The 13,996-nt window shown below is 51.9% G+C and carries 15 protein-coding genes and 1 pseudogene; 2 read left to right on the top strand and 14 right to left on the bottom strand.

The features are described 5' to 3' along the window. Positions 1-225: 225 nt before the first annotated feature. From fabV to ACFOUO_RS11200, 4 genes and pseudogenes are all read right to left on the bottom strand, one after another. Positions 226-1,416 (bottom strand): enoyl-ACP reductase FabV, encoded by a 1,191-nt coding sequence (gene fabV / locus ACFOUO_RS11215; protein ID WP_380705204.1) that lies wholly within the window; start codon positions 1,414-1,416, stop codon positions 226-228. A gap of 193 nt (positions 1,417-1,609) precedes the next feature. After that, positions 1,610-1,768: a hypothetical protein gene (locus ACFOUO_RS11210; protein ID WP_380705203.1), complete on the bottom strand. Its 159-nt coding sequence runs from the start codon at positions 1,766-1,768 to the stop codon at positions 1,610-1,612. Between the two features lie 148 nt (positions 1,769-1,916). Continuing rightward, a pseudogene (locus ACFOUO_RS11205) lies at positions 1,917-2,477 on the bottom strand (trypsin-like serine peptidase); the annotation flags it as partial. A gap of 263 nt (positions 2,478-2,740) precedes the next feature. Then, positions 2,741-2,938: a hypothetical protein gene (locus ACFOUO_RS11200; protein WP_380705202.1), complete on the bottom strand. Its 198-nt coding sequence runs from the start codon at positions 2,936-2,938 to the stop codon at positions 2,741-2,743. Between the two features lie 119 nt (positions 2,939-3,057). On the opposite strand from ACFOUO_RS11200, the gene ACFOUO_RS11195 reads away from it, so the two are divergent. After that, on the top strand, positions 3,058-3,411 hold the full coding sequence (locus tag ACFOUO_RS11195; protein ID WP_380705201.1) for a hypothetical protein: 354 nt from the start codon (positions 3,058-3,060) through the stop codon (positions 3,409-3,411). Between the two features lie 191 nt (positions 3,412-3,602). On the opposite strand, the gene spoIID is transcribed toward ACFOUO_RS11195, so the two are convergent. From spoIID to ACFOUO_RS11175, 4 genes are all read right to left on the bottom strand, one after another. Next, positions 3,603-4,625 carry a stage II sporulation protein D gene (gene spoIID, locus ACFOUO_RS11190; protein WP_380705200.1) on the bottom strand — a complete coding sequence of 341 codons (1,023 nt, stop codon included), beginning with the start codon at positions 4,623-4,625 and terminating at the stop codon, positions 3,603-3,605. Between the two features lie 135 nt (positions 4,626-4,760). Further along, the gene (murA, locus tag ACFOUO_RS11185; RefSeq protein ID WP_380705199.1) at positions 4,761-6,068 is read right to left on the bottom strand and encodes a UDP-N-acetylglucosamine 1-carboxyvinyltransferase; all 1,308 of its coding nucleotides are present in this window, start codon (positions 6,066-6,068) and stop codon (positions 4,761-4,763) included. Between the two features lie 20 nt (positions 6,069-6,088). Beyond that, positions 6,089-6,826, bottom strand: coding sequence for a YwmB family TATA-box binding protein (locus ACFOUO_RS11180; RefSeq protein ID WP_380705198.1), 738 nt, complete (start codon positions 6,824-6,826; stop codon positions 6,089-6,091). A gap of 89 nt (positions 6,827-6,915) precedes the next feature. Then, on the bottom strand, positions 6,916-7,158 hold the full coding sequence (locus ACFOUO_RS11175; RefSeq protein ID WP_380705197.1) for a DUF1146 family protein: 243 nt from the start codon (positions 7,156-7,158) through the stop codon (positions 6,916-6,918). A 151-nt stretch (positions 7,159-7,309) separates the two neighbouring features. Here ACFOUO_RS11175 and ACFOUO_RS11170 point away from each other — a divergent pair, with 151 nt between their 5' ends. Beyond that, positions 7,310-7,654: a hypothetical protein gene (locus ACFOUO_RS11170; RefSeq protein ID WP_380705196.1), complete on the top strand. Its 345-nt coding sequence runs from the start codon at positions 7,310-7,312 to the stop codon at positions 7,652-7,654. A 121-nt stretch (positions 7,655-7,775) separates the two neighbouring features. Here the strand turns inward: ACFOUO_RS11170 and ACFOUO_RS11165 are convergent, their stop codons facing one another. From ACFOUO_RS11165 to nuoI, 6 genes are read right to left on the bottom strand one after another with little or no spacing between them, the layout of a single operon-like run. Further along, entirely contained in the window at positions 7,776-9,305 is a 1,530-nt protein-coding gene (locus ACFOUO_RS11165; RefSeq protein WP_380705195.1) for an NADH-quinone oxidoreductase subunit N, read from the bottom strand. 3 nt (positions 9,306-9,308) lie between these two features. After that, on the bottom strand, positions 9,309-10,826 hold the full coding sequence (locus ACFOUO_RS11160; protein WP_380705559.1) for a complex I subunit 4 family protein: 1,518 nt from the start codon (positions 10,824-10,826) through the stop codon (positions 9,309-9,311). A 5-nt stretch (positions 10,827-10,831) separates the two neighbouring features. Then, complete coding sequence (gene nuoL, locus ACFOUO_RS11155) at positions 10,832-12,697, bottom strand: NADH-quinone oxidoreductase subunit L (protein ID WP_380705194.1); 1,866 nt, start codon at positions 12,695-12,697, stop codon at positions 10,832-10,834. Positions 12,698-12,740: 43 nt separating this feature from the next. After that, entirely contained in the window at positions 12,741-13,046 is a 306-nt protein-coding gene (gene nuoK / locus ACFOUO_RS11150; RefSeq protein WP_380705193.1) for an NADH-quinone oxidoreductase subunit NuoK, read from the bottom strand. After that, positions 13,046-13,552 carry an NADH-quinone oxidoreductase subunit J gene (locus ACFOUO_RS11145; protein ID WP_380705558.1) on the bottom strand — a complete coding sequence of 169 codons (507 nt, stop codon included), beginning with the start codon at positions 13,550-13,552 and terminating at the stop codon, positions 13,046-13,048. Before ACFOUO_RS11145 ends, nuoK begins: the two co-directional genes overlap by 1 nt. Before the next feature lie 5 nt (positions 13,553-13,557). After that, entirely contained in the window at positions 13,558-13,995 is a 438-nt protein-coding gene (nuoI, locus tag ACFOUO_RS11140) for an NADH-quinone oxidoreductase subunit NuoI (RefSeq protein ID WP_380705192.1), read from the bottom strand. Between the last annotated feature and the right edge of the window lies 1 nt (position 13,996).

The following is a 13,996-nucleotide window of genomic DNA, read 5'->3' as shown; positions in this document are numbered from 1 at the left end:
TGGTTATCACCTCAGCAACCATTCTCGACAGGCATCTTCCGATTTATACCATACCCTCGTAAATTTTCGTATTTTTTGAGCAGGGGGATCAGTTGCCATCACTGGGATTTCTTCTTTTCCATCCTCTGAATCTGACATCATCAAAGAAATCCCGGTCGATTTGAAAGAAAAGAAACAGAAGGCCCGCCTCTTTGAGGGCGGGCCTTCTGTTTTTTCTAGTCGAAATCAGGCGTTTATACTGGGGATTCCAATTTCCGTATCCGTATCCTTTTCATAATCCACCTCTGGGATACCGAACCCGAATAGACGGAAGAAGTCGTTTCTATACCCTTCGAGATCGGACAGCTCATAGACATTGTCGGTCTTTACCTTTTCCCAGAGAGCGGAGACAGCCTCCTGAACTTCCGGCTTCATTTCCAAGTTGTCGATCCGAATCCGACCTTTTTCGTCGGTGGCCGTTTCGCCTGAATACAAGAAATTGGAGAACAAGCGGTGGATTTGCTCTGTGCAACCCTCATGAAGCCCTTTTTCTTTCATCACTTTAAAGAGTAAAGAGATGTAGAGGGGGACAACCGGGATCGCAGAGCTGGATTGGGTCACCAGCGCTTTATTTACGGACACAAAAGCTCGGCCGCCCAGTTCTTGCAATTGTTCACGAAGGGTTTGGGCTGTATCCTCTAAATGGTCCTTCGCCCGGCCGATGGTCCCTTCCCTATAAATGGGCCGGGTGACATCCGGGCCTATGTAAGAATATGCGAGGGTGGTAACACCTTCGGCAAGAACATCAGCCTCTTTTAAGGCTTTCATCCACATCTCCCAGTCCTCGCCGCCCATCACCGCAACAGTCTGTCTGATTTCCTCATCATCCGCAGGTTCGATGCGGACATCGGATACCTCACCGCTGTGGAAGTCGACGGTTTTGTTTTCATAGGCTTGGCCGATCGGTTTGAGGACAGAGGAGAAAGATTCTCCCGTATCCGGATGGGTCCGTTTGGGAGATGCCAGACTGTAGACGACGAGATCGACCTTTCCCCAATCCTTTTTGATCAACTCGATGGTTTTTTCTTTCACTTCATTGGAAAAAGCGTCACCGTTGATGCTCTTCGCATAGAGACCGGCCTTTTCCGCTTCTTTTTCGAAAGCTGCCGTGTTATACCATCCTGCTGAAGCCGTACGTTTGCCTGAAGCCGGTTTCTCAAAGAATACGCCTATGGTATCCGCTCCAGCGCCAAAGGCGGACACCACTCGGGAGGCGAGTCCGTACCCGGTCGATCCACCGAGGACCAGTACCTTTCGGGGGCCTTTCACAGTCGGTTGCTTTTTTACAAATTCGATCTGTTCCTGCACACCAGCGGCACAACCCTCAGGATGTGCGGTCGTGCAAATGAAGCCACGAAATTTGGGTTTAATGATCATCTTGGATTTCCTCTCTTTTTAACGTGATGACGTACGCGACCTTATGGTATTCTCTGATGTGATTGTAACATAACATTAGGACCAGATCATAATCAATTCTCCCACCCTCTCATCACTTCGACGTCCATCTCCACCCTAGGCGACTTCACACAAGTGACCCACCCAGGTTGTCAGATCAGGAGACGGGTCATTTTCATGCGATGAGAAGACAGACTGTCACCACCTGAAGGATCAAGGTAAGCAACATGATTATTTTCTCCATCAGCACCACCTCCTCCCCCTTGTCGACATCATGACAAGCAGAAGGGATCACGACCCCGCCCTTAATCCTTCCCGGTTGATTCTCACCCAAATATATACTACATTCAAAGTTCAGAACCCCTATACAAAATCCACCGGTATCCATATGGAACCGATGGATTTTGTGTTGGGTTCCCAATGACTCATCACCGACCCGCCGTCTTAGTGTAGCCAGGGTACCGGTTAGTTTATATCCCAACTTAGTTGTGACTTGCCCAACTGGATAATATATTCTTATGTCGAGTTTCGAATTCGGGGGACCAGATGGAGGTACTATTCAACCCAACAGCTCCCAAAGTTCCATTTTTCCTATAGAAAACAGGGCCTCCACTCATACCGCCCGTAACAAAACAATTGTGTTCAATCACGTCATAAAGCGAACTGATATTAGTGATTTTCCCTAAGCTACTGTACATATAATAGTAACCCTTATCTGCCGGGTATCCCGTGGAGTTAATACCGTCCCCTTTGGTCGAGTTGGTCAGAATGTTAAACGAGTGACTGTGATTGTCTCCTACGTTAATCACGGCAAAATCGTCTTCTACGGTGCTATAATAGATATGATCTTCATCCGGCGCATCCGCTTCAATATATTGGCTTGGTACATAAAAGGTGGTAGAGTAAGTCCAGCCATAAGGTTCTCCACTCTTACCATTTCGACCAGGTGTCACAAAAGCCAATACATTCCACTTATCATTGTGTGTATCATACAAACAGTGGGCAGCCGTAACAACACTATTCTTGTCCATATAGTAACCGGAACAAACATACCAGTTTCCATTAGAGTCCTAAATTTCCAGTTGAGCAATGGCATTATACGGATAGGAAGTGGTTCGATTGATTCGCTTCCTGTTATCGGCAAGCGCTTGGAAATTTGTCTCCTGTTTAATTTTTGTTTTTTCCGCATTCTTGTTCTTTTCTGAATAACCTTTCTCCACATCATGTGTCACAATTTCACCAAAAGAACTCACGGATGTATCAGAATTTAGATCCTTTAGTTTCTCCATCTGATCCTTTGTAAGATTCATAACTGGTTTGGTTTTGTCTTTCGCCTTTTTACTCTTTGATCCAATACTTTAGCCCTTGAAGTGTCAACCTTCGGCATATCGAAGCGACCTATTTTTTCACCCTCCCTTTCATCTTTAGCCTGGACGTTATTTGACCCAAAAAAAGAAACACCCATGAGAGCCAATGCCAAAACGATCGCAAAGATTCTTTTCATGTTTTCAAAGTCCTCCCTATATAAGATGAACCAGCTAATAATTAATATATAAAAACATTGTCAATTTTGCAACATATTTCACTGTCTTTTCGTCAAATAGTAGAAGGGGGTGAACAATTTTGCGAATCATGCCTCTCATGTTTGTCTTTTCTGTTTTGATAGCAGGGGGTTGCAGTAAAGAAGAGCCCAAACCAAATTTGACTCCGATCACCATTCAAATCGTCAATAAGGAAGGAGAACCGATTCCTCGGTTTGCTGTAGGAATTACAGTGATCATAGAGGAGGAAGAAAAAGATGAGGTTGGCGCCATTCCCAAAGCCATGTTAACCAACAGGGAGGGGAAAGTGGTTGTCGGCTTATCGACTAGTCAGAAATATAAAATAGAAGCAGGGCCTCAGAAAAAGGTTATTACCATATCAAAGAAACCCATGACAGTAAAGTTCATCGTAGACTCCAAAGCCCTCCCTGAATAAGGGTCTGGGATCATTGTTTGTCCTTGCTTCATCAGGTCCATACAAAGACTGCCTCTTTCCTCAGTTAAGCTGGAATCGAGGCGGCCTTTCGTTACGAGTACAATCGGAGGTGTTTTCATGGTACGAATACAGAAAAAACCGCCCATTAGGACGGTACTTTCTTTTAGTTATTGAACCGGAAACACAAGGTTTCATTTCTTCCATCCGGCGTCGGCGATCTCTACCCCTTTGTAATAGTAATCAATAATCTCTTGTGCACTTTTACCCTTTTCAGCCATCAAATGAGCCCCCCACTGACTCATTCCGACTCCATGGCCGTAACCGCGGGTAATCAAGGTAATGTCTTTTCCATCTATCTCCCAGGTGAAATCCGTGGACGAAAGACCCAGTGCTTCTCTTACTTGGCGACCGGTAAACAACTGATCACCGATGCGAACCTTGCTGATCCGTTTTCCTTCGGTTCGGTCCACCACCTTCAGTAAACCGCCCCCAGAAGACGCCGGAACTGCCACTTGCTTTCCTGTCGCCTTTTGCAGCTGTGAGGCCAATTCACTGACCGAAACCGTTTTTTTGGCTTTATATTTGGGCGAAACCTTATCCCAGGGAGAGACGACACTCCGCAGATAAGGAACCTTTTCATCAAAGTAATCCTCGGAATTCTCCGTGTATCCGTTGCTTGTAGAAAAAAAGGCGGCATAGATGGGTTCTCCCCTGTATTGAATCACCTGTCCTTCTGTCTCCTTCACCGCCGCGTCGATCCGATCGGAATAAACCGAATAACGGCTTCCCCAGTTTTTTTTCAGCTCTTTGTCCGTAAGGTAAACTTGATGCTGGACCGTATCGGTGACCTGGGCTTCTTCAGCGGTCCCTCCTAATTTTTTCATATCCGAATAATCTTCTCTCCTCATCCGGTCCGCCATATACGTACGGGCCACGAACGCCTGGGCTTTCAGGGCTTCCATATGAAAGTCGGCTGGCATCTCCGCTGCTACCACACCGCGAATGTACTGCTCCATCGGAAGACTTACCAACCGTTTCTCCCGGGTCAGGTAAACATCTACCTCCGGGCCGCCGGAAGGATGGCTTGTCCCTTTTTCTCGTGGTTCCGGAGCGGAAGCCGGAGGTTTGTTGCCGCCCAGACTGACTAGAAGCGTAGGCACGGCAACCATGATCGCAACCAGAATGGACACCATCAGCAGCATTCCTTTGTGCAAAACGGATCTGCCTCCTCTTCGTCCCTAAAGGACAACCTCTCTAACCACCCTATGCCGACAAAACCGGAAACAGAACCAAGCCGAGGCTGCCACAACAAAAAAAATGCGGGGGTTAACCCCGCATTAGCCAAAAAATTAAGCATATGAGTGCTGGAATTTCAAGTCGTCTTTCATCTCTTCATCCGATACGCGCTCAATATTGGCACCCAAGGATCGCAGTTTTCCGACCAAATCCACATAGCCCCGGTCGATGTGATGGAGATCCGTCACTTCGGTAGCACCTTCAGCCACCAACCCGAGCAGAACCAGCGCCGCACCGGCCCTGAGATCAGTGGACCGGACTGTCGCACCCGACAAAGGTTTACCACCTTCCATCATCACAGAACGACCGTCGATCTTCATCTTGGCGCCCATCCGTTTCATTTCTTCAACATGCATAAAACGGTTTTCAAAAACGGTTTCCGTCAGTGTACTGCTACCCTCCGCCATCAGCTGTAACGCCATCATCTGGGACTGCATATCAGTGGGAAAACCCGGATAGGGAAGCGTCTTCACATTGACCGGTTTCAGCGGCTTATCAGCCCGAACATGGACCCCGTTTTCTCCTTCCAAGATCTCGATACCCATCTCCCTCATCTTGGCGATTACCGGATTCAAGTGGTCAGAGAGGGCTCCTTCCACAAATACCTCCCCACGAGTAATCGCCGCAGCGGCCATATAGGTGCCTGCTTCGATCCGGTCCGGAATGACGCAGTACTCCGTCCCGTGGAGGAAATCGACCCCGTGGATCCGAATCGTATCAGTGCCTGCACCGCGAACGCGCCCGCCCATCGCATTGATAAAATTGGCTAAGTCCACATTTTCCGGCTCACAGGCAGCATTTTCGATGATGGTGGTTCCTTCAGCAAGAGCAGCGGCCATCATGATGTTCTGGGTAGCTCCCACGCTGGCGACATCCAGATAGATCTTTGTTCCACGCAGGCGATCGGGCACTCGGCCTTCAATATACCCCTGCCCGATCTCAAATTCAGCCCCAAGAGCCTCCAGCCCTTTCAGGTGCTGATCAATGGGGCGGCTGCCGATAGCACAACCTCCGGGGAGAGGAATCCTGCCGTGCTTTTTCCGGGCGAGGAGCGGACCCATCACCAGGAAGGAAGCCCGCATCTTTCGCATCAGGTCATAAGGTGCTTGGGTGCTGGAGAGGTGCTCGGCATTGATCCGGATCGTATCCTTTCCCTCGTCCAGTTCGGCGGAGATGCCTAGGCTTGAAAGTACCTGTGTGATCGTTTTGACGTCCTCCAGCATCGGCACGTCCTGGATCGTGATATCCCCCCGTGACGGCAGGATGGAGGCGGCGATCAACGGGAGAACAGCGTTCTTAGCACCATGTACCCTGACCCGCCCTTTGAGGCGCTTCCCGCCCCGTACAATAATTTTTTCCAAAGGTTTTCCCTCCGCGTCAACTAATATTCTATCGTAATAATCGGGGTCCCCAAGGTCAGGATAACATGATGGTCGTCGTGGGCTACCTTAGCCGCTGCTTGGACATTCATGGTCCCGCCTTTTGTTTTCAGTCCCCCGGAGAAAAGAGGGGTGTACGCGGACACACTGGCCGTTCGATCCGTTCGCATCGATTCGACCTCCCGGGCTCCCAGCCGCCCGAGCACCCGGTTGATCATCTCGTCTTTTTGCCCATTGGAATCAGTCCGTTTGGAAATGGTGCCTTGGATGGAAAAATGAGTGCGAGGTTGGATTTGGTGCTGTTGGAGAATGTGACTGATGTGGTCCCGGGCCTGGATCAATCCTTTGTCGGGGCGCCCGCGTCCCATCACTTTAATAGAAACGTATGGTTGTACAAAAAAATCCCGCGGCTTATCTACGATAACGTTCATTTCAACTCGGAGGTTTCGTTTCCAACGCCCGGAAGCGCTCCAGCGCAACCCGTCCGCCGAAGGCACAGACCGGACGGAACCCAGGTTTAATTTCCTAGCGAGGCGTTCCACATGACCCGGGACGGTTTCCCGTTCGAAAGCCTCTCCCATCCGGCTGCCGTAATGCAACATATAAAATTCCGGCTCAGCACCGGCTTCCGCCAGTGCGTCTGTCAAGGTGGTCTCAGCCTCCGGCGAGGGCGTGGTAGCGATCAGAAAAACAGCCGCCACCGCAATCAATATCCCGCGAATCCAACGTGCCCGTTTCATCGGTCATCCTCTCCCGTCCCTTTTCTCACCATTGTTCACGAGGGAAGGAGAGGATATACCGCTGATCGGTCAAGATTCCGGGAGTCCTCTCAGCCAAACAGGTGGCCAAGCATTCTGGACCAGTCCGTATAGTCGATGATAAAAGTTGCAAGGCCATGGCCCAGTACAATAGACAGGATCACGTAAAAAGCCTTGGCCCGTACCCCTTTTGGATCCCGCAGGAAAACATCCAACCGGAGGTTTTGGAGGACCCACCAACTGATTGCGATACTGGCAAGGGAAATAAGGATATTGACGAGTGCAGTGGCAGCGAAGCTCGTCGCTCCATCCATAGGTATGCACTCCTCTGACTGTGGGTTCACGATATTCCCATGCTAACTCAAAACGACCCCAAACGCAACGATTTCCTTACCCCTAACATGAGAAGTTCATCTGGTGGAATACTACCCAAGATAACTGTTCCGGTCATGGAGGTTTGGTTTGTTGACGCTACATTTTGTTATCCGCTGGGCCGTTGCCTGGGTGATCCTCAGCTTCGGTAACAACAGTCTTGAAGAGATGTCCATCCATTCGCCCGGCGTTCTCCTCTTTACAGCCTTTGTCCTCGCAGGGGCCGCCATCGGCGTCGATTATTTCCTCTATCCCATCCGAAGCGGGTCTATGGTAGCTCTGATCGATTTGTTCACCTACGCCTTGGTGTTGATTCTTCTGTCGGTACTCTTTCCCCGGTTTACCATCGCCTCCTCTGCCGCTCTCACCATCGGCCTGATGTTGGCTGGGTTCGAATGGATTTTCCACTATTTCATACCCGCAAAAGCTCGCCGATAGCTGAGGGATTCAAAAAGGGCTTCTTTTTTCCTTCCCTTTCCAGTTATCGTTAAACCAAAAAACAGCCCGGATTCCCATGGATCATGGAAAACCGGGCTGTTTGATCCCATGACGTTTACCGTCACTGGCCGACAGGCCCCTGTTTTAAAGGAGAGATAGCGGATACCCAGTCGAGGGTGCCGAGGAAATCCAATACCCACTGAGGCATAAAACCGAGAGCCAGAGTGCCGAGGACGGCGATTCCGATCACCCATGCCGGACCTACAGACACCCTCAGTTTTCCTTCCATTTGGGGCGGGCGGAAATACATCATCCGAATGATCCCAAAGTAGTAGAAGTAAGAAACGACCGTGGTCCCTAACATAATGGCGGCCAACCAGTAGGGACCCGGATTGTCAGCTGAACCGGAGGTGACGGTGTTAATCAGGATATAAAACTTGCCGAAAAAGCCAGCGGTCACCGGAATCCCCGCCAGGGAGACGAGAAAGAGAGCCATCCCAGCCGCCGCGAAGGGGGAACGGCGGGAAAGACCGGCAAAAGCCGACAGGTCTCCCTTTCCCGACTCGCGCTCCACCACCATCACCACGGTGAAAGCCCCCAGGGTCATGAACAGGTAGGCCAATAGGTAGTAGAGGGTACTTTCAAAGAGTGTCGGCCCCAGGGCCGCCAGAGGAACAAGGAGATAACCCCCATGGGCGACACTTGAATAGGCCAACAATCGTTTTGTCCGCAGTTGTTTCAAGGCAACACTGTTCCCGATTACCATAGACAGACTTGCAACAATCCACAGGCCCCATCCTACCGTTTCTTTCCCGGGACCCACTTGGTACAAGAACAAGAAGGCAATGAGAAAGATCCGCAGGATGAAGGCAAAGGCAGCCGATTTGGAAACGACAGCGAGAAAAGCAGCCACCGGCGTTGGAGAACCCTGGTATACATCAGGTGCCCACATATGGAAAGGCGCCGAGGCCACCTTGAACCCAAATCCCAACAACATGCAGAAAAAAGACAGCAGAATAAAGGATTCGTAACCATTATTGTAGGCTTCAGCCAGTCGCTCCCTCAGGGTAAACAGATTGGTGCTTCCGGCAAGCCCATACAGGAAGGACATCCCATACAGGATGAAGGCAGAAGAAACCCCGCCCATGACGACATATTTCCAGGCCGCTTCGCTGGACTCCCCATGCCGCCGACGGATTCCCGCCAGGATATAGGAGGAAATGGATAACAACTCCAGACCGACGAAGAGGGTAATGAGGTCGGCGGAGGAGGTCATTACCATTCCCCCGAGGAGGGCCGTCAGCAGGAGGTAATAGTATTCCCCCTGGGCAAACCCTTTCTCCTCCCGGAATTCCCTAAAGGATATCAGGAACACCAACCCCGTCCCAGTCAAAAGAATTAATTTGAAGGCGCGGGCGAAGTCGTCCACACGATAGGTATCAGCCAGGATTTCATAAGGGGGTGCCCCCAACCGTATAGCGGTGAAATACCCTGCAGCAGCCACAGCGGCCAAGGCCATCCAGGCCAAGATGTGTCGGCCTCTATTCGGTTTTAGAACCAGGTCGATGATGGACAGGAGCGCTGCCGCACCGGCGATGGTCAATTCAGGAGCCAGCACGGTCCAGTCATAGTCGAGTAAAAACTTTTCCATGCTCTACCCCCCTATCCTCGCAGCGATCAGCTGCAGTGTCGTCTGTATCGGAGCCTCGAGTGTCGCCGGCCAAACACCGATCAGAAGGATGAGGCTAAGGAGAACCAACATCGGTCCTGCCTCCGCCCATCGGATATCTCGCAGGTTTTGCCACCGCTCCGAGATCGGACCAAAACTGGTGGAGAGAACCGCCCGCAAGCTATAAACCGCGGTAAGAACCAAACCGATCGTCCCGACGGCGGCCACCACCGGCTGGCTTTCAAATAATCCGAGGAAAGCCAGAAACTCGGAGATGAAGCCGGAGGTACCCGGAAGGCCAAGCAGGGCCAGCCCCCCTGCGAGGAAGATCCCCATCAACACCGGCATGGACCGGGCCAGCCCCCCTAACTCCGCGATCATCGTCGTCCTCATCCGCTCATGGAGAGAAGCAACAAAGAAAAACAGCAGCGCTGCGATGAAACCGTGGGAAACCGCTTGAAATACGGCCCCTTGAAGACCGACCAGGTTGAGGGAAGCGATGCCGAACAGGATGATCCCCATGTGGCTAACACTCGAATAGGCCAATACACGTTTCAAATCCTTCTGGGTGAAGGCCAGGACCGCTCCGTACAAGATATTGACCAAACCCAAGAGCGCCAGGACTGAGGCGGAAGCCTTCACCTGCTCGGGAAACAATTCCACCCCAAACCGAATCATCCCGTAGGCCCCCATTTTTAGAAGCACCCCGGCATGAATCATCACTACCGCCGGCGGGGCTTCCGTATGAACCTTCAGCATCCAGGTATGGAAAGGGAAGATCGGCAGTTTGATCGCGAAGGCGAGGGCCAGGCAGAGAAAGATCCCCCACATCAGCCTGTTGACCATCCCCTGTTCCAGGAGCGGGCTGGTTCGGGGGTCGCTCAGTACCGCCTGCAATTGGTTAAAATCCAGTGTTTGGAACAGAGCGAGAATGCCGAGGAAACCGATCAACATGAAGGCGGAGCCCAGTCCATTGTAGAGTAAAAACTGATTGGCCGTCTTCTCGCGGTGGACGTAACCCCAAATCCCGATCAGGAAAAACATCGCAACCAGGGTCACCTCAAAGAAGAGGAAAAAGAGAAAGAGGTTGCGAGCGAGAAAGACCCCCAGCGTCCCCATCTCCAAGAGCAGAAAAAGGAGAAAATACTCTTTATGGCGCTCCTTGATATAGAGGGAAGCGATCGCCGCCAGAGAGGCGATCAACGCCGCCAGCAACATCAGGGGCATGGACAGACCATCCACGCCCAGCTGATAGGCGATCGGCCAACTCTTTCCCTGAGGAAGCGGGATGCTGAACCAGGGAATGTTCTGTCCGAACTGCACACCCTGTATTCCTGCATCAAACCGAGCGTACAAAAAAAGGGAAAACAGGAGAGGGGGAAGGGTCCCCAACCATCCAATCCGTCGAATCCAACCGCTTTTCTCCCGGGGGAAGAATAGAATCACTGCGGCTCCCAACAGGGGGGAGAAAACGATCCAGCTAGGCAGTGTTTTTATGAGCATCTCCATTATCCCAACAACCTCCCCGCTGTCAGACCGACGAACAACAACACCAGCCCGATCAGGCTGTACAGAACATAGGTCTGTGTCTGGCCGTTCTGGGCGGCGGAACCAAAGCGTCCCAGATTCCGAAATATTCCGGCGACAACTCGCACCAACCCTCCAACCAGGTACCGGTCAATAAAGACCAGCACCCGGCCCAGGACCCGGTAGGGACGGACCAAGCCCCCCCGGTAGATCTCGTCGATATAAACCTTCCGAAACAACAAGGTATGGAGCCAAGGTGCGGCGCGGACGAAGGATTTCGGAGAGAGGGATTGTTTCTTGTACATCGCCCAAGCAAGCCCGATCCCGGCAACCGATACCAGCACAGCCAAAACCGGTAGCCATAGGGGGGTCTCCCCTTCCGGTCCAGCTGCAATGCCAGCTCCCTCAGTCAGCCATTGACTGAAGGAATGTCCCGGGATTTCAGCGAAACCGGCGGTAACAGCCGGAACCGCTAATACAACCATCGGCCACACCATCACCCTTGGAACGGATTTGGCTCTCGTTTCGCCCCGGTATTCTCCCGTGAAGACCCCGAAGAAAAGGCGGAACATATAGAAAGCGGTGAAAAAGGCAGCTATCACCCCGACGGTGAAGACACCAGGCCGACCGTCCAGCCAGGCAGCGGTTAACATCTCATCCTTGGAGAAGAAGCCCGCCAACGGAGGCACCCCGGCGATGGCCAAGCACCCGATTAAAAACAACCAGCCGACCCCGCGATGGGTTCGCCAAAGGCCGCCCATTTTTCGAATATCCTGTTCGTGGTGAAGAGCCGTGATCACAGCTCCTGCGGCCAGGAACAGAAGTGCTTTGAAGAACGCGTGGGTCATCAAGTGGAAGATGCCCGCAGCATACCCCCCAGCACCCAGAGCCAGCATCATATAACCCAGCTGACTGACGGTAGAGTAGGCCAGGATGCGCTTGATATCATTCTGCACCAGCCCGATGGACGCGGCGAAAATCGCCGTGAATGCGCCGACATATACCACTGTATCCATAGCTGCCGGGGAGGCTTCAAAGAGAGGAAAAGTCCGGGCAACCAGGTAGACCCCTGCCGCCACCATAGTAGCGGCGTGGATGAGGGCGCTGACTGGGGTGGGACCCTCCATCGCATCCGGTAACCAGGTATGTAGCGGAAACTGTCCGGATTTCCCCATCGCCCCCACAAAGATAAGAAGCGCAATCAGCGTAATCATACCCGGCTCGATGCTTCCTGCCTCCAAGGCGGCGAAAATATCGGCCAAGTCGAAGCTACCCGCCTGCCAAAAGGCCAAAATGACGGCAATGAAGAGACCGACATCCCCAACCCGGGTGACGATAAAGGCCTTTTTAGCCGCCTGCCGTGCTTCCGGCTTGAAATACCAAAAACCGATCAACAGGAAGGAACAAACCCCGACTAGTTCCCAGAAAATATAAATCTGAAGCAAGTTCGGTGACAGCACCAGTCCCAACATGGAAAAGGTGAACAGGGATAAGTAGGCGTAGAAAACGGAAACTCGGTTATCCCCGGCCATGTACCCTCGGGAATAGACATAAACCAGAAAGCTGACTAGGCTGACGATAGACAACATCAATGCATTGAGCTGGTTGACCTCAACCCCGAACGTAACCGATGTTTCCCCCAAAGACAGCCAAGGCCAGCGCACCACGGTGGATGACGTATCCACCATCTTCTCCAAAAGAACGCCAAATGAGAGGATGGTGGATGCGAGGACAGCCCCGGATGCAGTCCAAGCGGCGGTCCCTTCCGCAACGAAACGGCGGCCTGCTGTCAATAGGAAGAAGGAAATCAGAGGAAAGAGGGGAATCAACCACGCAAATTCTGACATGGGATCACCCGTCCTTGCATGTGTAGTGAAAACAGAGGGAACTTCAACCCTTCATAGAATCGAACCGATCCGCCTCCACCGTGTTTCGGTGGCGATACAGAGCGAAGAGAATGGCGATTCCCACCGCGGCTTCCGCGGCGGCCACGGTGATGGTAAACAAGGTGAATACTTGCCCGGTCTGATTCGCGTAAAGGCCGTACTTGGAGAAAGCAACCAGGTTGATATTGGCGGCATTCAGCATCAACTCCATCGAGAAGAGAACGAGTACTGCATTCCGCTTGGTCAAAACCCCGTAAAGACCGATACTAAACAGGATCGCCCCCAGAGCGAGGTACGAGGTAACCGGCATCAGGAATCCGCCTCCTTTTTCGCCAGGATAACCGCTCCCACCAGAGCGACCAGCAAAAGAACGGAGGTCAATTCAAAAGGGATCACGTACTGTTTAAAGACGGATTCCCCCAGTTTGGCCACGGTGTACGCCGACGTTTTTGCGGTTTCACTAGGCATCGGTGTGTGGTAGATCACCCACATTACGGCACCGAAAAAAGCGGCAACACCGAGAAAGCTGAACAAGGTGTGCCAGGGTCGGCGACTGGTCTCATCCCCGCCGCCATCCCGGTGGCGGGTCAGCATAATCCCGAAAAGCATCAAGATCGAAACCGCTCCCGTATAGATCAACACCTGTACGGCCGCCAGAAATTCTGCGTTCAGGAGGACATAAATACCGGCGATACTGAAAAAAGTGAAAGCCAATGCCAGCACCATGTGGACCACTCGGGTAAGGTTAATCATAAAGATGGCCCCCCCGATCGCCATCATCGACAGAAGGAAAAAGGCAATGAACTCTCCGGAGATCAGCATCACTTGACCCCCTTGGCGTTAAGATTATTCTCACTGCGGATCCGGCTGTTGTTGTCATGGAGCCATTCCATATCCTTAAAAAGGTCGTCCCGACTATAGGCTGCCAATTCGAAATTCTGGGTCATCACGATCGCTTCGGTCGGGCATACCTCTGTGCAGAGATCGCATAAGATGCAGATTTCAAAATTGATATCATAGGTATCGATGATTTTTCCCCGCTTGCCGGGATCCGGGTGCTTTCGACCAGTCAGGGTGATACAGTCCGTCGGGCAAACCCGGACACATTGATTGCAGACGATACACTTTTCCGGGTCAAAGTGCTGGATCCCTCGAAAGCGGTCCGGCATGTTCATCGGCTCATCAGGATAATGGTGGGTCACTTTCTGCTTAGTCATCGTCTTCAGCGTGACCCCCATCCCCTTAATCAGACCCTTCATG

Origin of the sequence: Salinithrix halophila, assembly GCF_042650125.1 — a bacterium.
GTDB lineage: Bacteria > Bacillota > Bacilli > Thermoactinomycetales > DSM-45169 > Salinithrix > Salinithrix halophila.
The sequence above is the reverse complement of the archived record's forward strand: the minus strand, read 5'-3'. Positions and strand labels throughout refer to the sequence as shown.